The following is a 26,264-nucleotide window of genomic DNA, read 5'->3' as shown; positions in this document are numbered from 1 at the left end:
CTAGTAGCGAGGCACTGTGGGATCGACTTGTTCGCTCCAGTCGTCGATACCACCGGCCAGGTTTTGCACTCGCGTGAAGCCGGCGGCTTGCAGGACTCGCGTCACATGCAGACTGCGACCCCCGTGGTGACACTGGACGACGATGTGGTCGTCCTTATGCGGTTGCAGCTCTTCCATTCGCTGGGGCAACTCGCTCATCGGCAGCAATCGGCTGCCATCGATTTTCGCAAAGTCATATTCATCTTGCTCACGAACATCGAGCAACAAAAATTCGTCGCCACGTTGCTTCATCGCTGCCAAGGTGGCGACGTCGATTTCCAGCGGCAGGTCGGCGGGTTGGTTCATGATTGTTCCTAAAGACGACAATTCAGAATCGGAGTTTCGATGATCGCCGATGCACCCTCGGCCTCGAGTGCTTCCATCGTGTCGATGATATCTTTGCGACGGACCATCACTCGGACACTGCACCACTTAGGGTCTTCCAACGAATTGATCGTCGGCGAATCGTATCCCGGTGTGATTTTTTCGCATTGCGCTAACTTGCTTCGCGGCACGTTGTATTCAAGCGACGAATAATCGCGAGCGATGACCACGCCTTCGAGTCGACGGACAACACGATCGGCAGTTTCAGGATCGTGACCACGACCGTTTTGAATCAGCACCGTTTCATAGTGACCGATGTCTTCGAGGACTCGCAAACGATTGGCCGCCAGCGTGCTGCCCGTTTCGACCAAGTCGACGATCGCATCGGCGACGCCCAGCTGGATCATGACCTCGACGCTGCCCGAAAGTGCGACCAAATGCGCGGTCGCACTGTGCGCGGCCAAGTACGTACGCGTCACCGTTGGAAAACTGGTCGCGATGCGTTTCTTGTCCAGATCGGCGGCCGATCGATAGTCGGAATCATCGGGCACACAGATCGCTAAGCGACAACGGCCGACACCGAGCTTCATGCGCGTTTTGACATCGCAGGCCGCTTCTTCGACCAAGTCGCTACCCGTGATACCCATATCGATGGCACCTTCGTTGCACAACGTCGGGATGTCGTCGGTGCGCAAGAAAATGATGTCGATCGGCAAACCGCTGACGCGCGCGAACAACCCGCGTGATTGGCGACGAAAACTTAATCCGGCCGCTTCCAACAACTCGCTTGCTACTTCACTGAGCCGCCCTTTGCTGGGGATGCCGATTCGCAAATTTCGCTGAGAGCCCATCGTACTGTTTGATTCCGTCTAAGTTGTTTCGTGATTATTGGCGGGTCGATTGGCTTTCTCGACGAGCCCGGACGTGCCTTCGCGGCGAGCCAGTTCGGCCGCGACTTCGCCCACGTCAACGCCGCGCCACGCCATCAAGACCATCGCGTGATAGATCAGGTCGCCGGCTTCGTAAACAAAGTGGGCCCGTCCTTCATCGCCCGCTTCGTCGGCCGCTTCGATCATTTCGTCGGCTTCTTCGCGGATCTTCCCACCGATTTTGGCGGGTCCACCGTCGAGCAACTTGGTCGTGTACGAACCGGCCGGACGCGTTTGGGATCGCTCGGCCAGCGTTTCCATCAACCGAACGAGCGGATCAAGTGGGTGCGGATTGGGCGGGGAAGACATCGATTTTCCTGCAAGCTTTCGAGCTAACGTTAGCCCACAAGTTAAACCGACCGTTCAGAAAGGAATAGGACAGTGGGCGGCTGGGCTTCTTTTGTGCTTTCCTTCGGGTAACTTGGCGTGTCTGAATCGTCACTTGGTCTCCGCCCGAAACACCCCAAACTTGCTTTCCCCATGATCACCATCGTTGACTACCAGATGGGCAATCTCCGCAGCGTTCAAAAGGCGATCGAACGGGTCGGCGGCGAGGCCCGGATCAGTTCGGATCCGCGAGAGATCGCAACGGCTGAAAAGCTGGTTTTGCCGGGGGTGGGGGCGTTTGGCGATGCGATGACCGAACTGCGGCGACGGGATCTGGTGACGGCGATCGCCGATTTTGTCGCCACGGAACGGCCGTTTTTGGGCATCTGTCTGGGGCTGCAACTGCTGTTTGAACGGGGTTTTGAACACGGCGAACACGAAGGGCTGGGGATCTTGGGAGGCGACGTCGTTCGATTCGAGTTGCCGCGGACGATGAAAGTGCCCCACATGGGCTGGAACACGATTACCAAGACGACCCAAGGCCCGATCCTGGACGAAATTGCCGATGGCAGCCACTTTTACTTCGTCCACTCGTATTTCGTTCGTCCCACAGACCCGTCGATCGTTGCCATGACGTGCGATTACGGTGGCTCGTTTTGTGCCGCCGTCCGCCGCGGCAACCTGATGGCAACTCAGTTTCACCCCGAAAAAAGCCAAGCCGATGGGCTGAAACTGTTGGCCGCCTTCAACAAGATTGCGGCCACCACCGAAGGTTCAATTCAATGAGTGCGACCGAGAACAAACCCGCCAACGTTTCGATGACCACGCCGGATGGGCGAATGAGTGTTGAGTTTCGGTGGATCCGCGACCGATTCGTTCATCGCGTTTTCGTCGACGAAATCGAGGTCGGCCACAGCACCGACGGCGACGGAGAGATGGACTGGCCCCCGTCACCGCCAATCCAGCAGCTATCGCTGGAAAACATCGGCGGAAAGCCAGCAATCCTGGGCGTCGGAGCGGCCGGGCGAGGACATTGGTCGATCAGCGTCGAAGCCCTCGATTCGCTCGAAAATCCAGGCCTGAAGTTCGACTTGGCCTGCCGTTGCCCGGGCGAAGCGGGGTTGCTGGCGAGCACCTATCGATTGACCGGCGACGTGACACTCAGCGCATTACACGGTGCTATCGAGTCGCTAGCGGATGATGCGACTCGAGTGGTCGCCGAAGCGGGGAACGGCGACGCGCCGTCTGCCACACATCGATGGGCGTACTGCCTGAACACGGGCAAATCATAGACCGCCTAAGCCCCCCAGGATTCCCAAGGTTTCATTTCGGGTAAATTTCTGTCGACCCAATGGCGTCGACCCTAAGTTGTGGTGGGCACACGTTTACCGAACGTGCCAATCACAAAAGTCGACGCCTTCTTTCTAATTTGCCGCAAAAACCCCCTTTACCTATCCGGCAACTTCTCGATCCTTTCGACGCAGTTAGCCGTCGTTGCGATCTTGATGGCGACGGATCCCTATTCTTGATGTGTTGGAGAAACTCGATGCAAAAGTTCGCTTGGTTCACGGCCTTATTATTGGCCGGATGGATTTCGACGGCGGGAAGCCACACACAGGCCCAAACCACAATCGTTTCCTCACCGGTATCGTCCGGCTCCAGCTACGTTTGCCCCAAGTGTGGCAAGGTCCATCCAAGCCCCGCCTCGACAGGATTTTCGACATCCGTGTCGACGCCAACGTCGAATATCGGTCAGGTGTCGTATAACTCGCCCGCCACATCGGCACCTGTGGCGAACACCGCACCTGTGGCGAACACATCGTCATTGCGAGCGACCGGCGGAGTCCGCAACGTCTTGCCGGCGCTCAACGCACAACGATCTCGACAGGGCATCGGTGGCCTGCGATACGATGGTTCGTTGCAAGCCGTCGCCGAGCGGCGGGCACAACAGATGGCTTCGATGGGATTGAAGAGCCATCCGCCGGGGTCGTTTTCCCCGGGGACCTACGAAGGCGTGGGTTGGTCCAGTTCTTATTCGCCGTCGGGAGTGTCGGCATGCTTCACCAGCGACACCAGAATGCAGTACGCCGGTGCTGCGATGGCCACCGGACGCGACGGCGTCTACTTCGCAGTGGTGTATCGCTAAGCAGTGGTGTATCGCTAAGCAATCGTTCCTTGAAATTTGTGCAACGCGTCGGCGGTCCTTGGGTGATCGTCGTCGCGTTTCTTTTTGCCCATTCGGGATTGCGATCGGCGGCCCAATCGCCGGCCGCGCCTTCGTCTACGCCGCAGGCAACACCCGCGCCAACACCGCCGTCGATGGCAATCGACGAAGCCGGTGCAAAAGCATCCGTCCAATGGCTGGTCGATCGAGCGTTGACGGTGCTTCCACGCACATTCGATGGCGATAAAGATTGGGGCAACACAAAAAAGGTTTGGGCCGGCGTCAGCATGAAGATGGACGGTTTGAAACTGAAAACGCATCGCAAGTTTCGCGACGTCGACCATGGTCGGTGGGTTCGCTACGAAGTCACGGTGCCCCAGCCTCATGCGGATCGCAACGTTGACGTCAACGTGGACAATGTGAATCGCGTCATCGATCCGGTGACCGGCCAAGAACGTTGGAAGATCCATTCAACCGTGATCGCGCCGATGGAATTCAGCGCGCGAATTCAGCGGCACAACTTGGGCGTCAAGCTATTCAGCGTGACGGTATCGGGAAAGATGAAAGTTCGTTTGACGTCATCGGCGTCGATCGGTTTCTATCCCGACTATCGAAAGATTCCACCGGACTTGGTCATCGATCCGATCATCAACGAAGCAAAGCTTGAACTGCAATCGTTCGAAGTCGATCGGGTCAGCCATGTCGGCGGCGACGTCGCCGAAGCTTGGGGCGAGATCATGCAGGAGGTTCTGGTGGAACGATTCGTCAACAAACAGGACGAAAAGTTGGTTTCGAAACTGAACAAGTCGATCCACAAACGGCGAGACGACTTGCGAATTTCGCTATCCGATTGGATCACGATGCCGACCGGATCATCGGATAAGAAGTGACTGCACCCGCACTTCGCGACGCGATGGTAAACTGAGCGGTGCCCGTTAGATCGTTTGGCGGGTTATCAACGACCGTCCGTGAAGTCACTGCGAACCCCATGCTGCAAGAACCGAGTCACTCGCCCTACGATTTGCGATTCCGATTGCTCGGGTTTCCGATTCGAATCGCCTGGGGATTCTGGTTGATGGCGATCGTGTTTGGGTATTCGTGGGTGCAGGGACTGGACCTGATGCTGCGCGACCTCAGCCCCGGCATCATGCCGCTGTTGGCGCTCTGGACCCTGTGCATCTTCGTTTCGATTTTGATTCACGAACTGGGTCACGCTCTGGCATTTCGCCAAAACCACATCGACGCCGAAATCGTCCTTTACCACTTCGGCGGCTTGGCGATCCCACGCGGGGGTTCGCGGTACGCGACTTTGGGTCCACAACAAACGCTTTGGATTTCATTCGCCGGACCCTTGATGCAATTCGCTTCCGCGTTGATCGTGATCGCGTTGGTGAAGATGTCGGGGTTTCGTTTGGATCAATTCGACACGATCATTCGGTTGCCCGAAGGGATACTTCGCTTGATCGGGGCTAGTGAAGGCGAATCGATGATCACGCAGAGCGTTGGGTTGTACGCCCTGATCGATTTTTATCTTTTTCCGAGCGTGTTTTGGGCGATCTTAAATTTGGTTCCCGTTTTGCCGCTCGACGGAGGCCAGATCACGCGCTCGATCGTGGAGATGCGTGGCGGAACAGCACAAACAGCGCTGTGGATCAGCGTGATCGCGGCGGCGATCGTGGCGCTGTACGGATTCAGTGGCGGGCAACAGTACATGGGGATCATGTTCATGATCTTAGGCATCACCAGCTTTCAACAACTGCAACAAATGAACGGGCGTTTTTAAGGGCGCGCGTCAATCGCAAAGTCCTTCATCGCGATCCAAACAGAGACGAAAACGGATTCGATGCGCACTCACGTAGACAATTTTTTCGTGGCGCATCATCACCGACTTTGACACGCGTCGATCACAGCGCGATGCACTTGCGCATCGACGAACGGCAACACAAAAACGACTTCGCGATGAGTTTGCGTGTCGCCCGTTAACAAAATATTTTTGATGTGCAACCACTTTTTTTAAAAAAAGATGTTGCGGAATCTGGAGAAGCGCGTAAAGTTACGCGCAGTTTTTACAGGTTGAACAAAAGCCGCTGCGGTGTTGGACACCATGGCTTTGAAGTTCAATCACACCTTAACGCTCGATGGGGCGTGGCCGGTGACTTCAAGAGCTTGCTTTTGAAGTCTCGAACTCTCATCAGCGTTCATTTCTCAGCGGAGAAAAGAACATGGCCAAGAAGAAAGCAACGAAGAAGAAAGCGACCAAGAAGAAGGTCGCTAAGAAGGCAACCAAGAAGAAGGCAGTGAAGAAGGCGACGAAGAAGAAGGCAACCAAGAAGAAGGCTGCTAAGAAGAAGGCGACGAAGAAGAAAGCAACCAAGAAAAAGGCTGCTAAGAAGAAAGCTACGAAGAAAAAAGCGACCAAGAAAAAAGCAACAAAGAAGAAAGCTGCTAAGAAGCGTCGCTAAAACCGCATGACCGACGGCCTTTGGGCCCAAGGAATCGCACCTAAGCCGTACCAGAGACTTCTCTGGTACGGCTTTTTTCGTTGGGCAGCTTGGATTGCCCCGCTCAGACCGCCTCAGACCGCTCAAAATGACCGTAGTGGGCGATTCCCTACAATGTTGGCAGGCTGGCCTTTGGTGGCGCCGCGGCTGCTTTTGCCGCCAAATTTCGCACCACTGCTTTGGCGACTGCGTCGAATGGCGCACGTGCGCGTTCATCGGTATCGATCACTTCGGCCAACCGGCCTTCATCACCCGCTTTACGCAACTCGATATCGATTGGCAAACCGCCCAAGTAAGCGACGCCCAACTCTTCGGCTTTGTCGCGTGCGCCGCCACGCCCAAAGATGTCGTACGTCTTGCCACAATCGGGACAAAGAAATCCGCTCATGTTTTCAACCATCCCCAAGATCGGAATGTTGACCTTGCGGAACATGCTGATCGCTTTGACGGCGTCCAACAACGCGACTTCCTGCGGAGTACAAACGACAACGGATCCGGCCAGCGGCAACGCTTGCGAGAGTGTCAGCGCGATGTCGCCGGTTCCGGGCGGCATATCGATGATCAAGTAGTCGAGGTCACCCCAATCGGTCTCGCCGAGGAATTGATTGATCGAACCGTGCAACATCGGTCCTCGCCAAATCACCGCTTGGTCCGGTTCGATCAAGAAACCCATCGACATGACGGGCATGTCACCACATCGAATCGGTTCGATGCGTTTCGCTTCGGTGATGGCCGGACGACCGGACAATCCGAGCAAGTGCGGAATGCTGGGCCCGTAGACGTCGGCATCCATCAAGCCGACTTTCGATCCCATCCGGCGCAGCGTCAGGGCAAGCGATGCGGCAACGGTGCTTTTGCCGACGCCGCCTTTGCCGCTGCCGACTGCGATGACACTCTTGCAACGCAATCCGATCTGACCCAACCGAGCCGGCGCGCGATCGTGATGCACGGTTTGAACATCGACATCGGTACCCGGGATCGCGGCGACGATCCGCGATCGAAGTGCGTCGGCGACTTCGTCGGCGATCGGCATCGAATGCGACGTCAATCCGATCGTGATGGTGGTTGATGACGCACCCGAAACAACCACATCGCGAATTTGGTCCATGGATCCGATCGGTCGACCTGATTCTGGATCGGGATACGCTTCAATGGCCGTGCGAACGGCTTCGACGGAAAGACTGCTCATGGTGGAACGGTAGGGGGCTAGGGGGAATGTCAGTTGCGTTGACTTTCCAGTCTAGGTGCTTGGCCGGTCCTGGTAATGGGTGGCTCGTGCGAAGTAACGTCGCACCATCGGCGTGATGCCGGGCAAATCTTCGACGTTTCGCAGAATCGCCGCCACACCGAACTCCCAAAGAGCCCACTTGCCGGCCGTTGGGATCTCCCGACCCACGGCGACCTGCAGCACGGTGGGGGAAGCGATGGAAAGCTGAGCGATTCGATCGCAGGCCACCACCAAATGGTCACGCTGAACTTCCCAGATCACAACTGCGGCGGTGTGCCCGACCAGCTTAACGCGAACCCGATCGGGTTGGCCAATTGCATCGACCGATTCGATCGCCAAGATCGTCGGCGGGTCGACCATCTCGCGCGCGAATTGGCGCGATGCGATCGCCCATCGATCGGGTGCCCCTTCCTTCGACGGCGACTCGCACACGATCCACGGATGGATGTGACACCGATGAACCGACAAAGAAAGATCGAACGGCTCGCTCACGACGTCTCTCGTTTCGCGTCGGTCGCGTCACTACTTTCATCCAGCTTGCGTAGCAAACGCGAACGGCTGATCCCCAGACGCCGCGCCGCTTCGGCGCGATTGCCGTCGGACGCTTCCACAGCTTCTTCGATCAATCGCAACTCGTATCGCTTGACCGCATCGTCAAGCGTGATCGTACGGGACTTCTTGTTGACTCGATCACCACCGGGTCGATACGAACGAACGGCAAGCGGCAATTGCTCGACCGCGATCGACGTGCCTGTCGCCGCGCGGATGGCATGACGTATCGCGCCGTCAAGTTCGACAAAGTTGGTCGGCCAAGGATACGTCGCCAACGCGTCCAGCGCCGCGCGGCTGATCCGTTCGGCCGCGCCTTCGCCAGCGGCCCGTCGATGATCCAGCAGCGCGGTTGCCAGCAGCGGGATGTCTTCGACGCGTCGCGACAACGGTTCGATGATGACCGAAAGCGAGCTGAGAATTTCGATCAGTCGATCGCTGATCCCACGAGACGGCGCTTCGTCTAACGTGATCGTCGGCGCAGCGCCCGAGGCTTGAACCGAGGCCGCGTCATCGGCAAGCGCGACCGGCTGGGTTCCCGAGAGCGCGAGCAGTCGAAGACGACCACCGTACGTCGTGTGCAGTTCGGCCAGACGCGACTGGGCATCCAACGGCATCTCATCCAATTGGCGCACCAACGCCGTCGCCAAAACGCTGGATGAATCCGATAAGCGATGGATCAACGGAAGCAACGTCGCGTCGAGCAACTCGGGGTCCATCAACGATCCGTCGACGATCACGATGGGTTCGGCGGGCGCGGCGAGTTGATGAATACGTGTCGCGATCGACTCACTTGCGGACCCCGGCGGGCCGAAAAAGCAAATGTCGGTTCGCGTCGCGGCGGCAACCTGCAGGCGGCGACGAAGCCGCTTGGCCGCCATCGACGCGCCGGCGGTTGCGATCGTCGTGATGGATGCGTGCCGACGACGCCATCGGTCCAGACGCTCGCGCAGTGCGGCGGCATCCTTCCATTCGGGGTCGACGTCGCGGTCTTGGAACTGGCCACCAATCGCAATCGTGATTGCTTCCGCTCCAACGCCGACGCGCACGAAGCGCACATCCAAGGGCGCAGGCTTCGACGCGATCGCTAGGGTAATCCGCAGCGACGCGGTGCCGCGCACCGACAAACCCGGTGGCGGCGAAAGCGAAGCAGCAAATCGATCCAACGGATCATCCGATAGCGGCGCACCGGCAACACAAAGACGACCGACAAGCGGTTCGACATCGCATTGCATCCAAGAGGCAGCGCCGGCCGACAAATAAGCCAGCCGTCCGTCTGATCCAATCACCCACACCGGCGCATCCGATGAATCGAGGAGTCGACCAAGGATGCGTATTTTTGTGCCGGTGTTCATGCCACCAGTTTAAAACACGTCAAGGATGAATTGGTGGCCGGAGTGAAACCGACGATTGCTGGGGTAGGGGTTGTGCCACTTTTTGTTGTAGACCGGGATCCGCATTTCTTGCGGATAGCGGTGGTACATATCGTCACTGCTACGAAAGTACTCTTGCCCATAGAAGTTTTGGGGATAGTAAACGTAGGGATAGTGATAAAAGCGGTTCCAGTCGCGTGTGTCGGCTTGGCCGCCCCAATTTTGGCCGTAAGCCCGTTGGTCGGCGGATGCGATATCTGAAGTAGCGACGTAGCTTCCAAGCAGCGCCGCGGCGATCAATAGATGGCGAAGCATCAGGGCGTCCCCCCTCGAGACGTGCGAACGCGTCAATGTCGCGTCCACGTTGATTTCTTGCTGTTTTGCAGTTTTGCGCCGCTTTAACAGGGCCATGCTTGTGACCCTTCTCCGGCTTACCGTCACTATCGGCACGCCCGGCACGCCCGGTTGAGTCGTTCAGGACCAGATTTCGCCTAGAATCGTCAGAACCCTTCCATCTGCGCGATCTTCGGCACGCCGGTGACCAGTTTTTTGGTCCGACGACCTTCGGCACGGAAAGAAGTTGCGGAACAGACTTCTCAACCAGAGCAGTTGGCACCTATGATTCATTTTGTCGGGCCTCTGCGTCCGTCTCGCGTTTGACTGTTCGATCTTTGGATGCCTCATGATTTCCTCGCCCTGCCGTCCTCGCCTCCGTACGATCGCCACGATTGCGTTTGCCGTTTGGTTGGTCGCCGGACCGTCGGCCATGAAGACGGCGCTGGCTTGCCCTTTCTGTAACGCAGTTTCACAGACATTGCGTCAGGAAATGGCCGCGATGGACGCCGTCGTGATCGCGACCGCAACCCAAAGCGACCTGACTCGCAACAAAGACACCGGCGAGATTTCGATGAAAGTCGACATCGTCTTGAAAGGCGACAAGTTTGTCAGCGCTGGCGATGAAGTTCGCGCCGTCTATTACGGCGACGTCAGCGTCGGTCGGCGGTTCATGCTCTCGGGCGTCGATCCGCCGAACTTGCAGTGGTCGTGCCTGCCGGTCAACGAACGCTCGGAAGCCTATGTCAAAAAGGTTGCCACGATGGATGAAGCGACGCCGATCGAGCGACTGCGGTACTACTACGACTTCCTGCAAGACGACGAATCGATGCTGTCGCGGGACGCCTACGACGAGTTCGCCATCACGCCGTACCCGGTCGTTAAAGAACTGGCGCCGGAAATGGACCACGACGCCTTGGTGTCTTGGATCAGCGATTCGGAAACGTCCACCGACCGCAAGCGGTTGTACCTGACGATGTTGGGCGCCTGCGGCAACGAAGGCGACCTTCCGATGCTGGAAAAAATGCTTCGCAGCACGCAAAAAAGCACTCGCGGGGGACTCGATGCGTTGGTCGCGTGTTACCTGACCCTCGCCGGCGAAAAAGGTTTGCCGTTGGTTGACGAACTGTTCTTGAACAACGCATCGGCACCCTACGCGGACACCTATGCGGCGATCATGGCGATTCGTTTTCATGGCACCGAAGGCGACGTGATCCCGCGCAGCGCGTTGGTGGAGTCCTTGCATCACGTGCTCGAACGAAAAGACTTGGCCGATTTGGTCATCCCCGACTTGGCCCGTTGGAGCGATTGGAGTCAGGTCGAACGACTGAAGACGCTGTTCATCGAAGCTGACCCCGACAACAATTGGGTCCGAGTTCCGGTCGTCAATTACTTGCGAGCCTGCCCGAACGAAGACGCGAAGGAAGCACTCGAAAAGTTGGAAGAAGTCGACCCGGAAAGCGTCAAACGGGCGAACACCTTCTTCTCGATCCCGGTACCGGCTCGCGACAAATCGGGCGATGGGACGTCGGTCTCGCGGCCCTCGGTGGACCAGGTGGCAAAGCAAGTCGTAACCGGATTGCCGGCTTCGCCCGCGATCACATCGTTTCACAATGGCCAAGTTCTGGCCAGCGTCGCCGCAAACGCCCCACTCGCGATGGCCGATCGGCTTGCCACTGCGGAACTGCTGACAAACGGGGAACTGCTGGCGACGGCAGAACCGGTCGTGGCGGCGATGAACCCTTGGCGATTGGCTTCCGTACTGATGACCGCGATTGCAACGGTGGTGATCGTCCAAATCCTGTTACTCGGCGGCGGCCGAGAATCGATTTCGTAGAGCATCCCAACGAACCCTCTTCCAACGCCCATGTCTGCTGAACTTCAAATGTCGTCGTTCGCCGATGAGTCGTCGGCGTTTCCCTACCGTGCAATCAGCCGGTCGGCGATCGTATCCGTCATTTTGGCCGTTGTCGCGTCGCCCGGATTGCTGGCTGCGTTCCTGCCGATGCTGGGACTGACCGTCGTGGGCATCGGAGCAGCCTTGGTGGCGTTTCGCTCGATCAGCCGATTTCCCGACGAATTCAGCGGCAAGGGACTGGCAATGCTGGGATTGGCCCTGAACGCCGCCCTGTTGGTCGGTGGTGCTACGATGCACACGTACATCTACATGACGGAAGTGCCCGACGGATACACGCGGGTCCAGTTCTATGAACTTCAGCAAGACGATGCGGGTCCAGATCGCCCCACCGAAAAAGCCGTCGATATTCACGGACAAGACATCTTCCTGAAGGGCTACATCCATCCCTCTTCAGGTAGCGGGGTGCTGAAGCACTTTATCCTGGTTCCCGACCTGGGAACGTGCTGTTTCGGCGGCCAGCCCAAGAGCAGCGATATGATCGAAATCACGCTGGGTGGGGGCCAAACGACCAAAGCGGGTCTGACCAAGAAGAAATTGGCCGGCAAATTCCTGGTCACACCAGCCGCCGGCAAGGTCACCGATTTTGACAACAACGTCTTTTATCAGATGCGTGTTGACCAGGTGAAGTAACGGAGCGGCTTGGACGGCGCAACTCCGTTTTTAAAGCAATTGGGCCACGAAAATGTGTTGCCCTGCAGGTTGGGATCGATCACGGCGGCCGAAACTACGTTTAATCTTCTTTCGGCGTGACCAGAATCTCGCGGATTCGTAAACCAAATTTGTCTCCGATTTTGACCGTTTCACCGGTTGCGATCGCCCTGCCTCCCGCTTCCAACGTCAACGGTTCGTCGCAGTGGGAGTCAAAGGTCAGCATCGAACCGGGCACCAGGTCAACGATCCGCGAGCACGGCACCATTTTGCGTGCCAGCGTCACCTGGACCGGTGTTTTGATCGCCAAGACAGACTTGGAATAGTTGCTAAGCAAATCAGCCATCGAATCGCCTCGTGCGACAAGGAAGTCACAGGATGTGGTGGTTTTGGGACGCGCCCGAGGGTTTGGCGACGGACAAACCGACATCCCCCTTGGGTGTATCGGTCTGTCGGACCGACAAAGATTGCCCAGACTGCGACCAGATTGGCCGAAAACACGATCAGACAGACGATTTTTCTGCCGTTTCCCCCCGCCAGGGGGTGTAGGTAGCGGTTTACCGTAGATACATTGGTCCGCATCGACTGGATCCAACCGGTTGGCGCCGCTCAATCGGCCGCCAACGGAAATGGCTGACGATCGATGTTCGTCGTTTTAACAAACCACTGATCTTTGAAATAGAAAGCTGCGAGATGTGCTTACTGGCTGTTCAGTACCGATTGGTCCCCGAGAGTCCGATCTTGGTAGCAGCAAACCGCGAAGAGTACATCGATAGGCCGAGTTTATCGCCATCGATCCAATCTGGTAAACCACGGGTTCTTTGCGGGATCGATCAAAAGGCCGGAGGAACGTGGCTTGGCGTGAACCAAAATGGCTTGTTCGTCGGGATTTGCAACCGCGCCACGACGATGCCCTTGTTCGGTCAACGATCACGCGGCCTGCTAGGCCTGGATCTGTTGCGATGCGGTTCGGCGGCACGTGCGCTGGAAAAAGCCGAAACCGAGTTCGCAAAGACTCGCTACGAAGGCTGCAACATCATGATCGCCGACGCCAAGAACGGTTACGCCATCCACGCCGACGAACGCCAAGAAGTTGTCGAATTGAAAGATGGCTTGAATATCATCGGTTCGCGGAATTTGAACGACCCAGAAGATCAACGCGTACAAATGGCACGTCGACTGCTGACGCTGCAAACTCTCGATTCGCCGGTCAAGTTCCTGGCCGTTGCAAGTAAAGTGTTCGCTCGCGCCCCGGTCGGCCCCGGTCGACCAAGCATGGTGGTCCGCAACGGCGACTATGCGACGGTAAGCAGCACGTTGGTCGCCCTGGGCGTCAAACCGCGAGATGCGATCTATCAGTTCTCCAACGGTGCCCCCGACGAGTCCAAGTACGAGGACTATTCGCCGATGCTGCGAGACATCCTCAGCCGCGGTCTACGGGAAGCGCGGACCAAAGCCAAAGCGACGACATAGTCTCGGTTGGTAGACGACGGCGACGCCAGCCGCTCCAATTTGCTTCTATCCAAACAATGGATCGGGTCTTTACCCGGTCCATTTATTTTTTCGCTCCTCTTCATCACGGAAGTTTCATTGTCGATGGTTGACACCTACCTCAACTCGCTTCAGGGCGCTCGTTGTCTGGTTACCGGCGGCGCCGGTTTCATCGGTTCGCATTTGACCGATTCGCTACTCGCCCGAGGTGCGATGGTCCGAGTGCTCGATAACTTCAGCACCGGGTTTCGACACAACCTTGAACATCTCAAGGGTGATAAGCGAGTCGAAGTCGTCGAAGGCGACGCGTCCGACGCGACCGTGGTCGGCAAGAGTGTCGATGGGATCGATTTCATCTTTCATGAAGCCGCCATGGCAAGCGTTCCACGCAGCATGCGGGAACCCGATCTTTGTCACGCTTGGTGCACCACAAGTACCGTCGAGTTGCTGCGCGCCGCCGCCGCATCCAAGGTCAAACGCTTGGTGCTGGCGTCGACCAGCGCCGCCTACGGGGACTCGTCGTTCGTGTCCAAACGCGAATCCGACGCGATCGCGCCGCTGTCGCCGTACGCGGCTGCGAAGCTGGCCGCCGAAGCGTACTGCAAGGCATTCAACCATGGATTCGAACTCGAAACCGTGATCCTGCGATACTTCAACGTCTTCGGCCCCCGCCAAGATCCTAAGAGCGAATACAGCGCGGTGATTCCTCGGTTCGTTTCGATGATCTTGTCTGGCAAACCACCAACGATTTACGGCAACGGGCAACAGTCTCGCGACTTTGTTTATGTGACCGACATCGCCAAAGCAAACATGTTGGCGGCAACGGTGCCCGACATTGCGGGAAGCACGTTCAACATCGCCCGCGGCGAGCGAACGACGTTGCTGGAACTGCTGACAACGCTCAGCGGAATTTTGGGACAAGACATTCAACCGATTCACGAACCGGCGCGAGTCGGCGATGTTCGCGACTCATTGGCTGACGTTTCCGAATCCCGCAACCGCTTGCAATTCGAACCCGACGTCACCATGACGGAAGGCTTGGCCGAGAGTATCCAGTACTATCGAAGCATCGTCAGCTAAGCCGATTACTCCAGCATCGCTTCGACGTCGGACATCACTGTTGCAACGTCGATCTTGTCGGCCGCGCAAACATGCGTTGCCACGACTTGGCTGTCTTGCGCGATCAAAATCGTAACCTCGTCATCGGCACCGATCTGATAATCCATCGGACCGTCTTGCACGTCTTCGGCCACGACGATGGGTACCAGCTTTGCACCCGATGAGATTACGAACGCCTCGGCTTGTTCTTTCAGCTTCGCCGCGTCGGCGCCGATGAACGTAAACAACCCACGCAACTTTTCCGACTCGTGAGTTTCGATCGCCGCGTCAAGTTTCTTCACCAACTCGATCGACTTCGGCCCCACTTTCCGCGCGAACACCATCACCATCGGACTGGAACCGTAGCGGCAACGATAACAAAGAAAATCGCCAGGTTCGACTTCGTCATTCGTTGCACCACCGATTTTGGTGACGCGAAATGCGCCGATCGGATCCCCTTGCTTCAGCCCAGCGACCGGCGTGCTACCGGCGGCCAAAACGGTCGCTGATGGAGCGACGATGAACACAAACGCAAGCATCAATATGAAACCCATCGAAACAGATGATCGTCGCATGATCGAAATCTCCGGACAGTCGCGGTTAGAAATTCAACATCAACCGATACACCGGTCGAACAAAGGTCTGGCAAGAACTCGCGACGTATTATCGGGCTCCTAGCGGCCAGGGAAACCCCAAGCAGCAGCTTTCTAAGCTCTGCACCCCGCTGGCGGCGATCAAGCGGCAATGCGTTCAAGTCCCAATCCAAATTTGACCCACACCCCAACCAAAACACAGGAACAAACGTCCACCCAACATTCAGAAATCGCAAAGTCCTGCCAAGGCACTGCAATTGACGTCAGCGCGATGCTTTTCGTACTCGTAAAGTCAAAGTCCCGACGCCCCGAAGGATCACGAGTGACCGCATGGAAGCCAATCCGAAAATCGCCGCGATCTCCCCTTGGATCGGTCAAACCAGCAACGTTTGGATGCACCGCCAGTTCGCCCAGCTCGCCGACCAACTGACCACCATCTTCACATGGGAATCGCACAACGAAGATCAGTTTCCATTGCCTGATACTGACATTCGCTTCGTGCCCGATGCGTTCGCGAACCCACTGAGAGGTCTTCCGCGGACGCTCGATTCCATGCTCAGCCCCCGCACCGGCGGCACTCGGTTCGGCAGCCGTTTCGATCGATGGTTCACTCGGCAATTGGTCGGATGCGGCGCCCAAGCGGTGTTGGGCCAGTTCGGTCACTACGGAATGCTCGCCGAAGTCGCGTGCCGCAAGATCGGTGTCCCCGTCTTCGCTCACTTCCACGGCCACGATTTGAGCGCGCGATTGCGAAGAAAACGCTATCGCACATCGCTGGAGTCTCATTGGCATGATTTTGCCGGCAAGATCGTCGTCGCGACCTACCAACAAAACTACTTGCTCGAACACGGACATGAACCCGATTCCGTTGCCTTGATCCCGTGCGGCGCACCGACACGATCGATCGCAGCACAGGCCGACACCATCCGTTCATCCCAGCCCATCGACCGAAACGTTTTCACATTCCTGTTCGTCGGCCGACTTGTCGAAAAGAAAGACCCGCTGTCGATGCTTCGTTCGTTCGAGCGATGCTGGCAGGAACGCCCCGAAGTCCGATTGCGAATTGTCGGTGCCGGCCCCTTGGAAGCCCAGTGTCACCAGTGGGTCGCCGACCGATCGCCAGCCTTCGCCAACGCGATCACCTTCTTGGGCGCGATGTCACCCAAGAACGTCATCAAAGAAATGGCGACTGCCAATGCACTGGCCCAACACTCACGAACCGCATCCGACGGCGATATGGAAGGTTGGCCCGTTTCGATTGCCGAAGCAATGGCCGCCAGCCTTCCAATCATCGCAACACGCCATGCCGGGATCGTCGATCAAGTCGGTGAAGGGGACAACGGCTACCTTTGCAATGAAGGCGACTGGGAAACCATGGCCAAAGATATGACAGTCCTCGTATCGGATCGCGAGTTGGCGGATCGCATGAGTCGCCAATCGCTCAAGCGAGCGATGGGTTTCGACTCGGCCGACCAAATCGAAAAGCTGCGTCACTTCATCAACGATCGCGTTGCACATCGCTCGCAACGACGCCGCGCCGCTTGATCCGTTCGGGCGTTATAATGACGTCTCATCCGGATCATTCTCGCGAAAGTCTGTGCGATGTCAGCCAGCGCAACAATCTCTGAAATCATTCAATCTGCATCCGTCGCCAGTCTGGGAACGGTCACAGTCGATGGAGGCCCGTTCGTATCATTGGTGACCATCGCCGCGACAACCCCCACGACGATGGTGATGCTGCTGAGCGGATTGGCCGTTCATACCAAAAATTTGGTAGTCAGTCCGAAGACGTCGTTGCTGCTGGTTCAGCCCGGCGGCGAAGGCGGTGACCCTTTGGCGGGCGCCCGCGTGTCGCTGGTCGGCTCGACAATCCGCCTGGATCGCGGCGAAGACACGGTCGCTCGGTCGACTTTCTTAGCCAAACATGTCTCGGCTTCGATGTATGCTGACTTCGGTGATTTTTCGTTTTTCGAATTCACCGTCGACCACGCTCACCTGGTCGCCGGCTTCGGACGCATCGAAACGCTCTCGGCCGACCAACTCTAACTCCCCGCTTCTTACACCCCAAGTCTTCATGAACGACACGCCGGAACCGGAAAACGATTCCCCCGAAACGAACGCGATGAACCAAACGATTCACGCGAACGAAGTCACCAACAAAGTGGACGAGAAACAAATCGCCCAGTTCGTGACGACCATTCGCAACGCGGAAGAGCAAGTCGGCCAACACATCATTCGTGCGTTGCAGCATACCGACACCGTCGCCGTCATCACGACCGTGGCGATGGGCCCCGACGGAAAGCAACGCGTCATCTCCGCAGCCCTATCGCCCGAACGCCTCAAGCTCGTCCAAGAGATCCTGCAAGACGCCGAAGACGAACGCGAAGACGAAGAACCGTGTGTCGGCTTCCACTGCTTGGTAAAACCGAAAGTATCTTAGCTGCGTGTTGGTCCTGACGATTTTTCGATAAAGCCCGGTCTTCGACAACCTCAGTGAACCGGGGGCCGTAAGGCACCGGGTATCATGCAGCACCCGGCCGCTTCGATACGAGCAACTCGCACGCTTTTTTGAAATCACAGAGATGCAAAATTCGTCCTCCTACGATCCAACCGCTCGACGCTTGGTACCCCGCCGTGACTTTTTGGCCGCGGCCGGATGTACGCTCGGTGCCCTTTCGGCGACCTCGCTCACTCGCGCCGTCGACAAGGGCGTTGCGGTTCCATCTTATTTGGAATCGGTGGCGGACCAATATGACGCCGACCCTCGGGCTGCGGCGCTGCAGTGGTTTCGCAGTGCCAAGTTCGGCATGTTCATTCACTACGGCCTCTACTCGTTGCTGGGACGACATGAATGGGTGCAGCGCAACGAAAAGATTCACGTCGCTGAATACGCCAAGCTAGCGGATCGTTTCACCGCCGAAGGCTTTGATGCCGACATGATCACCGACTTGGCGCTTGAAACGGGCATGAAGTACATCAACATCACCACTCGGCATCACGACAGTTTCTGCTTGTTCGAAACGAAGTACACCGATTTCAAAAGCACCAACTCGCCAGCCAAACGAGACTTGGTCGGTGAGCTGGCCCAGCAGTGTGCGAACAAAGGCCTGGGCATGTTCTTCTACTACTCGCATGGACGTGATTGGCGGCATCCACATGCACCCAACAATTGGGGTTGGGGCAGTGCCGCCCGACCACAGTACGAAGAAGAGGAACCGGCCTACGTTCAGGGCGCCGAGCATGACGTTGCGATCTACACCGAATTCATGAACAACCAAATCACCGAACTGCTTACCCAGTACGGACCCGTCGCTGGCATCTGGTTAGACGGAATCGGCGTTCTGCTATCGAAAAAAGAAAAAGCCGCTGTTTTCAAGTGCCAAGAGCTGTACGACATGATTCATGCGGCACAGCCGCAGGTGTTGGTGTCTTACAAGCAAGGGTTCTTGGGGACCGAAGACTTCAAGGCGCCCGAACGACACTTCAAAGGCGAATCGGATGTGCCGTTGGAATTGTGCGACACGATGCAACCGCACGGCTGGGGGTACACGAAAGCCGACGACGGCAAGCACAAGACGACCGATCAAGTGATGGCAATGCTAGATAAGGCGGATGCCATGAACGCGAACCTGTTGCTCAACACCGGCCCAATGCCGGACGGGTCCATTCACCCCGAAGACGTGGCGACGTTCAAAGAAGTCGGCAAGCGACTAAAAGAAAAGTAGCCGAAGCAACCGATCTGTTTCACTTTTAGCCGCGAGAGAATTTGATGTTGCGATTTGCGATGGTGCTGTGCATTGCTGTCACGCTTCCATTCACCGTGGATGTGCTAGCAGACGATTCGCGTCGTATCAATGACATCGTGTACGCCGAAGTCGACGGCCAACGGTTGTTGCTGGATTTGTACTTGCCCGCGGTGGATAAAACGCCGCTAGTCGTTTGGGTTCATGGCGGCGCGTGGCGAAGCGGTTCGCGGGCGAACATGCCGTTGGGATTTCTGGTTGACGATGGCTATGCGGTCGCCAGCGTCGATTACCGCCTAAGCGGCACGGCAAAGTTTCCGGCCCAGGTCTTCGATTGCAAAGCGGCAATACGATTTCTGCGCACGACCGCCGGCAAGTACGGCTACGACGCCGACCGGATCGCGGTGGCAGGTTCATCGGCCGGAGGTCATTTGGTCGCTGAGATGGGTGTGACCAACGGACATCCGGAATTGGAAGGCCAAGTCGGTGAACACAAGAACGTTTCTTCGGACGTTCACGCGATTGTTGATTACTACGGCCCTACCAACCTCATGACGATTTTGGGTCAATCCACGCCCCATGGGTTGAGTGTTCGTGTACCAGCGTTGGAATTGTTGCTAGGTGATCAAAGGAACCCAGAACTGGCAAAGCTGGCCAGTCCCGTTTTCCACGTCGACGAAAACGATCCGCCGCTACTGATGATTCACGGCGACCAAGATCCGCAGGTGCCCATCAACCAGTCGCATGAGTTGGACGGAATATACAAATCGCTGAATCTAGACGTCACGTTCGAAGTGGTGCACGGCGGCGCCCACGGAGGCGAACTCTTTTACGATTCCCAACGCCAAGCGATCGTCAAATCGTTCTTGGATCGGACAATCAAGCGCTGACCACGACATGCCAGTCGTCTGGCGACAACAGCTACGGATAAACACTATCCGAAAACCACACTACGACGTGTTTGCCAATCGTTCCTACGATGCCATCACGATCAGCTTGTCCGCGACGTGTTCACTTAATACGGTTTGCTTGGTGCCGATTTCGACGGTCATCGTTGCGGCTTGGGGTGCGTGCTCGATGACTCGGCCGATGGCGGATAGCTCGAGGCCCGACGCGGTTAGAAAACGCAGAAAGTCGCTCGATTGATCGACGACTCGCACCAAACGAAACGACTCACCGGCGGGCCACTTCGTCAACGTCTTGCCCCGCTCGGCTTCCAACGTTCCGTCGCTGCGAGGGATCGGGTCGCCATGCGGATCAGTACCGGGGTAACCCAGATGTGCATCGATGCGATCAACCAATCGGTCGCTGACCGCGTGTTCCATGTGCTCGGCTTCTTCGTGAACTTCGTCCCATGGCATGTCCAGTGTTTGCGAAAGAAACAATTCGATCAAGCGGTGACGACGAACCACTCGCAGCGCCAACCGCGTCCCACTGGCGGTTAAGCGCACACCCTCGTACGGCGCGTACTCGACCAAGTCGGCATCGCGCAGCGTCTTCAACATCGCCGTCACGCTTCCGGGCGACACCGACAATTGGTTGGCGATCGCGCCGGTGGCCACGGACTGCTCCGCGGGATGCCCGCCAAGCTGATAGATCGCTTTGATGTAGTTTTCGGTAGTTAGACTTGCCATCGATTCATGGCCCTCAAGACGTGAACCCGGCCAATTCGGCGGATCGACGGACTCGGGTAATCCCGATGATGTAGGCCGCCGTGCGCAGCGATACTTTTCTTTCTTGCGCGGTCTGCCAAACGTTTTCAAAGGCTTGGTTCATGGTGTGGTCCAGCTCTTGTCGCACACGGTCAAGCGTCCATCGATAGTGTTGTCGATTTTGAACCCATTCGAAATAGCTGACCGTCACACCACCGGCATTCGCCAAGATATCCGGCAAGACGACGACGCCGCGCTCGGCAAGCACCTTGTCCGCGTCGGGATCGACCGGTCCGTTCGCCGCTTCGATGATCACGGACGCTTTGATCTTGTCGACGTTGTGTTTGGTGATCACACCACCGAGCGCTGCGGGAATCAAAACGTCGACGTCTTGCAGCTCCAACAACGCGTTGACAGGCAAGCACTTGCATTTGCTGTAACCTTCCAACAAACCGCGTGGGTGACCGATTTTGTGGTGCAGCAGGTCTTGGATGTCCAGTCCGTTGGGATCGTAATAGGTACCCGTTACATCGCTGACAGCGACGATCGGGAATTGCGATTCACATAGAAACTTTGCCGCGTGCGAACCGACATTGCCGAATCCTTGGATGGCGACACTTGTCTTTTCAGCTTTCCGGCCGATGCGTTTGCAAGTTTTTACGGTCAATGTCCCGACGCCGCGGCCCGTTGCTTCTTCGCGTCCCTTGGCGCCGTACTCTTCCACCGGCTTGCCCGTGATGACGGCCGGATTGAAACCGTGGTACTTTTCCCATTGATTGCGGAACCAGGCCATCACCCGGTGATCGGTTCCCATGTCGGGCGCCGGAATGTCGGTATCGGGCCCGACGATGTCGTGAATCTGATCGACGAAGGCACGCGTCAATCGTTCGATCTCGCGTGGCGACAATTCCGATGGGTCGACGCCGATGCCGCCCTTGGCCCCACCGTAGGGCAGGTCGACGACGGCCGTTTTCCAGGTCATCAAACTGGCCAGTGCGCGCGTCTCGTCCAGATCGACATCGGGGTGGTACCGCAGCCCACCCTTCATGGGACCACGATGGTTGTCGTGCTGGACACGAAACCCGACAAAGTTTGCCAGGCGGCCGTTGTCTCGCTCAATCGAAACTCGCACTTGGATCTCGCGAAGCGGCGTCAACAATGCCTCTCGCATTTCGGCGCTGATGTTTAGGTGCTCGGCCGCTACGTCGAAAAAGTGCTGGGTCGCTTCAAAGGCTCGCATCGGTGTCGCTCTTGAATGAGAAATCGAGTGCTAGGTCACACGAAGCGTACGCCGTCAGCCAGCGACGCAATCGAAGATGAAAACAAAATCTTAGGTACGAAGCTTAACCAAAACCGCTGGTCTAGGCAGCGCGGCGAGTCGTCGAAATACCCACGACATCAATGGCGCTGGCGATCCAGCGGCGGACATCCGCCAACTTCGGTGGATCGGTCCCTCGCAGATACCGTCGTCCGGTTGGTGTTGCCGCAAAGGCGGAAACTTCTTGGTGCAACACATCGGCTTCGCAGACCGCGATCGTCGCCGCGGCATCGTACCGAGCGCCCGCCAACATCTGGCAATCGCGAGCCATCAAACCGGGGATCTCGCACATCAATTTGGCTTGCCACTGCCACTGGGTCACCGTGTCGGTTGTGATCCAATAGGTCATCAGAGCCTCGGCGATTTTCGCCGCCGACTGGTCCAGAAAATCAGCCACCGTGTGAATCTCGATCGCCGCAAACCGTTCCGCCGTCTTCGGGCCGATCGACGGTGCGTCTACCAACGTGTGCTGACGCGACAAGCGGCAGGGCCGGACTGGTCCCAAGACTTTCGCCACCACACGTCGCGGCTTGAAGGGAATCGTGGCCGGGCGGTCTTTCAAATTGCGATCCACCGACCGGGGGTGTGCTAAGACCGTCGCTGGCTTCGTGATCGCAGCGGATGCCGTCGCTGGCCGTGAAACGGGTTCGGCCGCGAGTGCCGCAGCTCGTTTCGATAGACGATTTTCTCGCGACGTTTTTTCGTCCTGATAGACCTTGTTCACACGATGCACGATATCTACATCGGCAGGAAGGTTCTTGACCAGCATTCCGGTACGCTGAAACTCGCTGACCAAACTTGCGATTGCGTCCTGTTCGCGATGCTCTTCGACTCGTTTGACCCACCACCGAAACGGCGACCGAACCGCGGCCAGGGCAGCACCAACGGACAACGACCGTTTGGGGATTGGACAGCCCATCGCCGCCTCGGCATCACCCGCCGCCCGTTCCAGCACGCGTGCCCATCCCGTGATCGCCAACCCAAACACTTCGGCAAGCGACCGGCGGGCAACCAATCCCAAACCATCGGGCGGACGCACGCGACCGCGTTCAAGATCATAAGTGTCCAACAGCGGCGCGTAGCTGCGATTGGCGAAACGAGCGCCGTGGAGAATCGCTTCACCCAACCAACCCACATTATTGGACAGCGTGAACACGACTCGCATTTCGTCTTCGCGCCAAGCACGAAAGATTTCATCGTAGGACCGCGTGATGCTCCATTCGATCGGACGGTGCAGTACTTTTTCGCGTTCGCATTGCTGCGTGTGCAACGGCATCATTGGATCGGTGAAGTAGTGGCTAAGCACGCCCGCGGCGTGGGCGGCGTCACCCAATTTTCCCGATCTCAATTTCCGTTGCAGCCGGTCGTACCAAACGTGTGCGACGCGAGGTGCGCCGCCCCAATATCCGTCCGTCACGTGAATGACGTGATTTTGATAGTCACGGAACCGTACGTCGGGATCTTTCGCGCCGGTCAAGTATCGACCATGGTAGCGAAGCAACACATCGACCAATCGCTTGCCGGCGTCCGTTTGGACCATCGGCAATGCGTCGATCGCGAAGTAGTGGTGCGTGCTTCGGCAATGGGCGGCGCGAAGGATCGAGTGGAGAAGATTCATGTCCACAAACGTCGCGGTTGAAAGTTACGATTGTCGGCAGCAGCTAGGCAGCCTTCGACGCACCGGCGATCGCCGCTTGGACGTCAACGCGATAAGCCGCCGCTTGACGCGACAACCGGTCTCGTAGCGATTGATCGCCTCGGAAAACGGTCGAAGCCAAGTTCATCCGCTGCTCGAAGACTTCGTAAGCCAGCGGCCGAAACGCGGCGTGGCCCGGTGGCGGTTCAGCGACGCCATAGACGGCGGCTCGGCGCCACATCCAATCCGCACGAGCGATGCTCAGATACACCGCATACATTTGTGCGATGCTCAATTTTGACAGGTCTTGCAGTCCGTTGATTGCCACGGTCGATCCTTCGCGACGAAGAGTTCAGTTTGGGCAGACTCAAAAAAATGTCTGCCCACGTGACCGTAGTGTGCAGACCAACTCGAACGCGTGGCAAGAGAGAATCGCGACAAAACTTAACGAGGCTTCAAACGAACGATTTCGCGAGTTCGTGAAACGAGCGCGAACGCTTCTTCCGGACGCGGATCCGGCGCCACGCTGGTGAAGTAGTCTTGATCGATACCCAGCAACTTTCGTCGCTGTTGTGACAAACCGGGATCCGAATCCAGGAAACTGTCCGCCATCTCGAAATCACGATCCCAAAGTACCACGCTCGACAAAACGTCAATCAAATCTTCCCACGCCGAAAGTTCGGTGCATTGAACAACTGGCAAGTCACCGACCGGTACGTCAGACATGGAACGGTAGGCGCCAAGCACCAACGATCGCCAATCAATCTGCGGTTCTAACGAATCGCCGAACAAATCAATTTCGATGGCCGTTTGGTCGCGAACTTCGACAAAGATCGCAGCGACGGTTGCTTCGGCCAACGCCGAAAGCGGCAGCGGTGCCATCGTTTCGGTCAACAAATATTGCGCGACTTCGTGCAACAATCCGATCCGCTGGCAAACCGTCAATTGATCAAAGACTTCGATACCACTATCGCAATCTGGAACGACTTCATCGGCACAATCGACGTCCACGTGAACAAACAACGCGTCGATCATGGTGTCGATGGCGGTGCCCACAAGCGCCGCCTCGAATCCCGTCAAGGTTCGATCACCTCGGCTGGTATGCCACATCAAAATCCCTCTTCCCCGATAGTCGCAAGACTCGCCCGAAAAACAGAGCGTCTTGCAAAAAAATGTCAGCGACCGATTAGTCGCCGACATCATAATCGAGGATCGGAGTGAAAGGACACTCCTACGAAAATTTCATTTTCTGCTTGACGTAAGTGCTTCCGTGGCAAGCGTTACGAGGCACGCGCAATCGGTTTCTGGAGTCCCGAATCGTACGTCTCGCGGCGTTGCGGACGCACGCGGGGACGTGTGACGGCATCTTCCTCTTCTCGATTGATGTGAACGTCCAATTGTGGGAAGGGAATCGAAATCCCCGCTCCGTCGAGTTGCCGCTTGACGGCAGCCGTAAGCGATTCGTGAATGGGCCAGTAATTTTCGGATGCAACCCACGCACGAATTTTCCAATTCACCGAACTGGCGCCCAGGTCACTCAAAATCACCTTCGCGCCGCGATTCTCGCCTTCGATCACCGCCATCGAAACTTGCGACACGGCAGCTTCCAAGGCAGCGCGAGTTTGATCCAAATCAGCGCCGTAATCGACCCCGACAAGAACTTCGACGCGGCGATGTTTGTGGAAGGAAATGTTCTCGATCGTTCCACCCGAAATCGAACTGTTAGGAACGATGATGCGGCGGTTGTCGGGCGTATCCAAGGTCGTCGTGAACAAATCGATCTCGTTCACTTTGCCCATCACACCACCGGCGTTGACGACGTCACCGACTTTGAAGGGGCGAAAGACCAACATCAACACGCCCGAGGCAAAGTTGCTGAGCGTTCCCTGAAACGCCAAGCCGACGGCAAAGCCCGCAGCGGCCAACATCGCTGCCAATCCGCCCAACGGCGCGCCCAACTTCGATAGCACCGCCCCGGTGACACCCAACATGATGCAGTAGAATACGATCTTGCCGATGAAGCGTCCGAGCGTTTCGTCGACGCGACGGCAAACCGGTCGGCTGATCACGCCAGCAATGTACTTAGCGACGAAGTAGCCAACAAAGATGACTCCAAGACCGACGGCGGCGTAACCGAGCGCGGGCGCCAAGTGATCGGTCGCGTACTGGGTCAATGCTTCAAAATCGCCATTGGATACTTTCGCGAATGTATCTTCGGTTGCCTTCGCGATGTCAGGTACGATCGGCGCCTGGTCCGTCATTTCCAGTGTTTCGGCCACTTCAAAATCCTTCTCGAATGGTCATTTCAACGAGCAGCATCGTGCCACCGTCGGTTCATCAATGTGACTTATAGAAATCGACCGCCCGATCCGCAAGATCGATGCTCTTGAACCGCGAACC

At 57.2% G+C, this 26,264-nt stretch carries 30 protein-coding genes; 15 read left to right on the top strand and 15 right to left on the bottom strand.

The window, feature by feature from the left end; genetic code table 11:
• From Poly51_RS05975 to hisE, 3 genes are read right to left on the bottom strand one after another with little or no spacing between them, the layout of a single operon-like run.
• Complete coding sequence (locus Poly51_RS05975) at nt 1-345, bottom strand: rhodanese-like domain-containing protein (protein ID WP_146455396.1); 345 nt, start codon at nt 343-345, stop codon at nt 1-3.
• Nucleotides 346-353: 8 nt separating this feature from the next.
• Nucleotides 354-1,214: an ATP phosphoribosyltransferase gene (hisG, locus tag Poly51_RS05970; protein WP_146455394.1), complete on the bottom strand. Its 861-nt coding sequence runs from the start codon at nt 1,212-1,214 to the stop codon at nt 354-356.
• Nucleotides 1,215-1,232: 18 nt separating this feature from the next.
• The gene (gene hisE, locus Poly51_RS05965; protein WP_146455392.1) at nt 1,233-1,601 is read right to left on the bottom strand and encodes a phosphoribosyl-ATP diphosphatase; all 369 of its coding nucleotides are present in this window, start codon (nt 1,599-1,601) and stop codon (nt 1,233-1,235) included.
• A gap of 171 nt (nt 1,602-1,772) precedes the next feature.
• On the opposite strand from hisE, the gene hisH reads away from it, so the two are divergent.
• The 6 genes from hisH (at nt 1,773) to Poly51_RS30305 (ending at nt 6,245) form a co-directional block, all read left to right on the top strand.
• Nucleotides 1,773-2,405 carry an imidazole glycerol phosphate synthase subunit HisH gene (hisH, locus tag Poly51_RS05960; RefSeq protein ID WP_146455390.1) on the top strand — a complete coding sequence of 211 codons (633 nt, stop codon included), beginning with the start codon at nt 1,773-1,775 and terminating at the stop codon, nt 2,403-2,405.
• Nucleotides 2,402-2,911: a hypothetical protein gene (locus Poly51_RS05955; protein ID WP_146455388.1), complete on the top strand. Its 510-nt coding sequence runs from the start codon at nt 2,402-2,404 to the stop codon at nt 2,909-2,911. The genes hisH and Poly51_RS05955 overlap by 4 nt, the downstream gene beginning before the upstream one ends.
• A 254-nt stretch (nt 2,912-3,165) precedes the next feature.
• The gene (locus tag Poly51_RS31175) at nt 3,166-3,765 is read left to right on the top strand and encodes a hypothetical protein (RefSeq protein WP_246114294.1); all 600 of its coding nucleotides are present in this window, start codon (nt 3,166-3,168) and stop codon (nt 3,763-3,765) included.
• 29 nt (nt 3,766-3,794) lie between these two features.
• Nucleotides 3,795-4,673 carry a hypothetical protein gene (locus Poly51_RS05945; RefSeq protein ID WP_146455386.1) on the top strand — a complete coding sequence of 293 codons (879 nt, stop codon included), beginning with the start codon at nt 3,795-3,797 and terminating at the stop codon, nt 4,671-4,673.
• Between the two features lie 98 nt (nt 4,674-4,771).
• The gene (locus Poly51_RS05940) at nt 4,772-5,566 is read left to right on the top strand and encodes a site-2 protease family protein (protein ID WP_146457152.1); all 795 of its coding nucleotides are present in this window, start codon (nt 4,772-4,774) and stop codon (nt 5,564-5,566) included.
• 439 nt (nt 5,567-6,005) lie between these two features.
• Nucleotides 6,006-6,245: a hypothetical protein gene (locus Poly51_RS30305; protein ID WP_186775368.1), complete on the top strand. Its 240-nt coding sequence runs from the start codon at nt 6,006-6,008 to the stop codon at nt 6,243-6,245.
• A gap of 148 nt (nt 6,246-6,393) precedes the next feature.
• Here the strand turns inward: Poly51_RS30305 and Poly51_RS05930 are convergent, their stop codons facing one another.
• From Poly51_RS05930 to Poly51_RS05915, 4 genes are read right to left on the bottom strand one after another with little or no spacing between them, the layout of a single operon-like run.
• On the bottom strand, nt 6,394-7,506 hold the full coding sequence (locus tag Poly51_RS05930) for an Mrp/NBP35 family ATP-binding protein (RefSeq protein ID WP_390621771.1): 1,113 nt from the start codon (nt 7,504-7,506) through the stop codon (nt 6,394-6,396).
• An 18-nt stretch (nt 7,507-7,524) separates the two neighbouring features.
• Complete coding sequence (locus tag Poly51_RS05925) at nt 7,525-8,004, bottom strand: hypothetical protein (RefSeq protein WP_146455382.1); 480 nt, start codon at nt 8,002-8,004, stop codon at nt 7,525-7,527.
• Nucleotides 8,001-9,416, bottom strand: a complete 1,416-nt coding sequence (locus Poly51_RS05920; RefSeq protein ID WP_146455380.1) for a helix-turn-helix domain-containing protein — start codon at nt 9,414-9,416, stop codon at nt 8,001-8,003. Before Poly51_RS05920 ends, Poly51_RS05925 begins: the two co-directional genes overlap by 4 nt.
• Before the next feature lie 9 nt (nt 9,417-9,425).
• Nucleotides 9,426-9,749, bottom strand: a complete 324-nt coding sequence (locus tag Poly51_RS05915; RefSeq protein ID WP_146455378.1) for a calmodulin-binding protein — start codon at nt 9,747-9,749, stop codon at nt 9,426-9,428.
• A 367-nt stretch (nt 9,750-10,116) separates the two neighbouring features.
• Between Poly51_RS05915 and Poly51_RS05910 the strand changes: the two genes are divergently transcribed.
• Together Poly51_RS05910 and Poly51_RS05905 are read left to right on the top strand one after the other, a co-directional pair.
• The gene (locus Poly51_RS05910) at nt 10,117-11,604 is read left to right on the top strand and encodes a hypothetical protein (RefSeq protein WP_186775367.1); all 1,488 of its coding nucleotides are present in this window, start codon (nt 10,117-10,119) and stop codon (nt 11,602-11,604) included.
• A 30-nt stretch (nt 11,605-11,634) separates the two neighbouring features.
• Nucleotides 11,635-12,315, top strand: a complete 681-nt coding sequence (locus tag Poly51_RS05905) for a DUF3299 domain-containing protein (RefSeq protein WP_146455376.1) — start codon at nt 11,635-11,637, stop codon at nt 12,313-12,315.
• A gap of 100 nt (nt 12,316-12,415) precedes the next feature.
• Here the strand turns inward: Poly51_RS05905 and Poly51_RS05900 are convergent, their stop codons facing one another.
• Entirely contained in the window at nt 12,416-12,679 is a 264-nt protein-coding gene (locus Poly51_RS05900; RefSeq protein WP_146455374.1) for a FliM/FliN family flagellar motor switch protein, read from the bottom strand.
• Between the two features lie 347 nt (nt 12,680-13,026).
• Between Poly51_RS05900 and Poly51_RS05895 the strand changes: the two genes are divergently transcribed.
• Together Poly51_RS05895 and Poly51_RS05890 are read left to right on the top strand one after the other, a co-directional pair.
• Complete coding sequence (locus Poly51_RS05895) at nt 13,027-13,806, top strand: NRDE family protein (protein WP_146455372.1); 780 nt, start codon at nt 13,027-13,029, stop codon at nt 13,804-13,806.
• A 123-nt stretch (nt 13,807-13,929) separates the two neighbouring features.
• Nucleotides 13,930-14,904 carry an NAD-dependent epimerase/dehydratase family protein gene (locus tag Poly51_RS05890; RefSeq protein ID WP_146455370.1) on the top strand — a complete coding sequence of 325 codons (975 nt, stop codon included), beginning with the start codon at nt 13,930-13,932 and terminating at the stop codon, nt 14,902-14,904.
• Nucleotides 14,905-14,909: 5 nt separating this feature from the next.
• Here the strand turns inward: Poly51_RS05890 and Poly51_RS05885 are convergent, their stop codons facing one another.
• The gene (locus Poly51_RS05885) at nt 14,910-15,497 is read right to left on the bottom strand and encodes a hypothetical protein (RefSeq protein WP_146455368.1); all 588 of its coding nucleotides are present in this window, start codon (nt 15,495-15,497) and stop codon (nt 14,910-14,912) included.
• Nucleotides 15,498-15,845: 348 nt separating this feature from the next.
• On the opposite strand from Poly51_RS05885, the gene Poly51_RS05880 reads away from it, so the two are divergent.
• The 5 genes from Poly51_RS05880 (at nt 15,846) to Poly51_RS05860 (ending at nt 20,148) form a co-directional block, all read left to right on the top strand.
• Nucleotides 15,846-17,060: a glycosyltransferase family 4 protein gene (locus Poly51_RS05880; RefSeq protein WP_146455366.1), complete on the top strand. Its 1,215-nt coding sequence runs from the start codon at nt 15,846-15,848 to the stop codon at nt 17,058-17,060.
• 57 nt (nt 17,061-17,117) lie between these two features.
• Entirely contained in the window at nt 17,118-17,561 is a 444-nt protein-coding gene (locus tag Poly51_RS05875; protein ID WP_146455364.1) for a HugZ family pyridoxamine 5'-phosphate oxidase, read from the top strand.
• A 28-nt stretch (nt 17,562-17,589) separates the two neighbouring features.
• Nucleotides 17,590-17,955 (top strand): hypothetical protein, encoded by a 366-nt coding sequence (locus Poly51_RS05870; protein ID WP_146455362.1) that lies wholly within the window; start codon nt 17,590-17,592, stop codon nt 17,953-17,955.
• A 142-nt stretch (nt 17,956-18,097) separates the two neighbouring features.
• On the top strand, nt 18,098-19,240 hold the full coding sequence (locus tag Poly51_RS05865; RefSeq protein WP_146455360.1) for an alpha-L-fucosidase: 1,143 nt from the start codon (nt 18,098-18,100) through the stop codon (nt 19,238-19,240).
• A gap of 44 nt (nt 19,241-19,284) precedes the next feature.
• Complete coding sequence (locus tag Poly51_RS05860) at nt 19,285-20,148, top strand: alpha/beta hydrolase (protein WP_146455358.1); 864 nt, start codon at nt 19,285-19,287, stop codon at nt 20,146-20,148.
• 84 nt (nt 20,149-20,232) lie between these two features.
• Here Poly51_RS05860 and Poly51_RS05855 read toward each other — a convergent pair whose 3' ends face one another.
• From Poly51_RS05855 to Poly51_RS05830, 6 genes are all read right to left on the bottom strand, one after another.
• Nucleotides 20,233-20,892 carry a metal-dependent transcriptional regulator gene (locus Poly51_RS05855; RefSeq protein ID WP_146455355.1) on the bottom strand — a complete coding sequence of 220 codons (660 nt, stop codon included), beginning with the start codon at nt 20,890-20,892 and terminating at the stop codon, nt 20,233-20,235.
• 13 nt (nt 20,893-20,905) lie between these two features.
• On the bottom strand, nt 20,906-22,150 hold the full coding sequence (locus Poly51_RS05850) for a Glu/Leu/Phe/Val family dehydrogenase (protein ID WP_146455353.1): 1,245 nt from the start codon (nt 22,148-22,150) through the stop codon (nt 20,906-20,908).
• Between the two features lie 121 nt (nt 22,151-22,271).
• Nucleotides 22,272-23,846 carry a DUF4332 domain-containing protein gene (locus tag Poly51_RS05845; RefSeq protein ID WP_146455351.1) on the bottom strand — a complete coding sequence of 525 codons (1,575 nt, stop codon included), beginning with the start codon at nt 23,844-23,846 and terminating at the stop codon, nt 22,272-22,274.
• A 43-nt stretch (nt 23,847-23,889) separates the two neighbouring features.
• On the bottom strand, nt 23,890-24,192 hold the full coding sequence (locus Poly51_RS05840) for a hypothetical protein (RefSeq protein WP_146455349.1): 303 nt from the start codon (nt 24,190-24,192) through the stop codon (nt 23,890-23,892).
• A gap of 116 nt (nt 24,193-24,308) precedes the next feature.
• Complete coding sequence (locus Poly51_RS05835; protein WP_146455347.1) at nt 24,309-24,974, bottom strand: hypothetical protein; 666 nt, start codon at nt 24,972-24,974, stop codon at nt 24,309-24,311.
• Nucleotides 24,975-25,144: 170 nt separating this feature from the next.
• Nucleotides 25,145-26,125: a mechanosensitive ion channel family protein gene (locus tag Poly51_RS05830; RefSeq protein ID WP_146457150.1), complete on the bottom strand. Its 981-nt coding sequence runs from the start codon at nt 26,123-26,125 to the stop codon at nt 25,145-25,147.
• Between the last annotated feature and the right edge of the window lie 139 nt (nt 26,126-26,264).

It is taken from the genome of Rubripirellula tenax, from assembly GCF_007860125.1.
Taxonomy (GTDB): Bacteria; Planctomycetota; Planctomycetia; order Pirellulales; family Pirellulaceae; genus Rubripirellula; species Rubripirellula tenax.
This window is presented reverse-complemented; position numbering and strand designations above follow the sequence as displayed.

Coding starts and splice junctions, on each gene's coding strand:
- Poly51_RS05975 (WP_146455396.1), bottom strand. CDS start 345: ATGAACCAACCCGCCGACCTGCCGCTGGAAATCGACGTCGCCACCTTG.
- hisG (WP_146455394.1), bottom strand. CDS start 1,214: ATGGGCTCTCAGCGAAATTTGCGAATCGGCATCCCCAGCAAAGGGCGG.
- hisE (WP_146455392.1), bottom strand. CDS start 1,601: ATGTCTTCCCCGCCCAATCCGCACCCACTTGATCCGCTCGTTCGGTTG.
- hisH (WP_146455390.1), top strand. CDS start 1,773: ATGATCACCATCGTTGACTACCAGATGGGCAATCTCCGCAGCGTTCAA.
- Poly51_RS05955 (WP_146455388.1), top strand. CDS start 2,402: ATGAGTGCGACCGAGAACAAACCCGCCAACGTTTCGATGACCACGCCG.
- Poly51_RS31175 (WP_246114294.1), top strand. CDS start 3,166: ATGCAAAAGTTCGCTTGGTTCACGGCCTTATTATTGGCCGGATGGATT.
- Poly51_RS05940 (WP_146457152.1), top strand. CDS start 4,772: ATGCTGCAAGAACCGAGTCACTCGCCCTACGATTTGCGATTCCGATTG.
- Poly51_RS30305 (WP_186775368.1), top strand. CDS start 6,006: ATGGCCAAGAAGAAAGCAACGAAGAAGAAAGCGACCAAGAAGAAGGTC.
- Poly51_RS05920 (WP_146455380.1), bottom strand. CDS start 9,416: ATGAACACCGGCACAAAAATACGCATCCTTGGTCGACTCCTCGATTCA.
- Poly51_RS05915 (WP_146455378.1), bottom strand. CDS start 9,749: ATGCTTCGCCATCTATTGATCGCCGCGGCGCTGCTTGGAAGCTACGTC.
- Poly51_RS05910 (WP_186775367.1), top strand. CDS start 10,117: ATGATTTCCTCGCCCTGCCGTCCTCGCCTCCGTACGATCGCCACGATT.
- Poly51_RS05905 (WP_146455376.1), top strand. CDS start 11,635: ATGTCTGCTGAACTTCAAATGTCGTCGTTCGCCGATGAGTCGTCGGCG.
- Poly51_RS05900 (WP_146455374.1), bottom strand. CDS start 12,679: ATGGCTGATTTGCTTAGCAACTATTCCAAGTCTGTCTTGGCGATCAAA.
- Poly51_RS05895 (WP_146455372.1), top strand. CDS start 13,027: ATGTGCTTACTGGCTGTTCAGTACCGATTGGTCCCCGAGAGTCCGATC.
- Poly51_RS05890 (WP_146455370.1), top strand. CDS start 13,930: ATGGTTGACACCTACCTCAACTCGCTTCAGGGCGCTCGTTGTCTGGTT.
- Poly51_RS05885 (WP_146455368.1), bottom strand. CDS start 15,497: ATGCGACGATCATCTGTTTCGATGGGTTTCATATTGATGCTTGCGTTT.
- Poly51_RS05880 (WP_146455366.1), top strand. CDS start 15,846: ATGGAAGCCAATCCGAAAATCGCCGCGATCTCCCCTTGGATCGGTCAA.
- Poly51_RS05875 (WP_146455364.1), top strand. CDS start 17,118: ATGTCAGCCAGCGCAACAATCTCTGAAATCATTCAATCTGCATCCGTC.
- Poly51_RS05870 (WP_146455362.1), top strand. CDS start 17,590: ATGAACGACACGCCGGAACCGGAAAACGATTCCCCCGAAACGAACGCG.
- Poly51_RS05865 (WP_146455360.1), top strand. CDS start 18,098: ATGCAAAATTCGTCCTCCTACGATCCAACCGCTCGACGCTTGGTACCC.
- Poly51_RS05860 (WP_146455358.1), top strand. CDS start 19,285: ATGTTGCGATTTGCGATGGTGCTGTGCATTGCTGTCACGCTTCCATTC.
- Poly51_RS05855 (WP_146455355.1), bottom strand. CDS start 20,892: ATGGCAAGTCTAACTACCGAAAACTACATCAAAGCGATCTATCAGCTT.
- Poly51_RS05850 (WP_146455353.1), bottom strand. CDS start 22,150: ATGCGAGCCTTTGAAGCGACCCAGCACTTTTTCGACGTAGCGGCCGAG.
- Poly51_RS05845 (WP_146455351.1), bottom strand. CDS start 23,846: ATGAATCTTCTCCACTCGATCCTTCGCGCCGCCCATTGCCGAAGCACG.
- Poly51_RS05835 (WP_146455347.1), bottom strand. CDS start 24,974: ATGTGGCATACCAGCCGAGGTGATCGAACCTTGACGGGATTCGAGGCG.
- Poly51_RS05830 (WP_146457150.1), bottom strand. CDS start 26,125: ATGACGGACCAGGCGCCGATCGTACCTGACATCGCGAAGGCAACCGAA.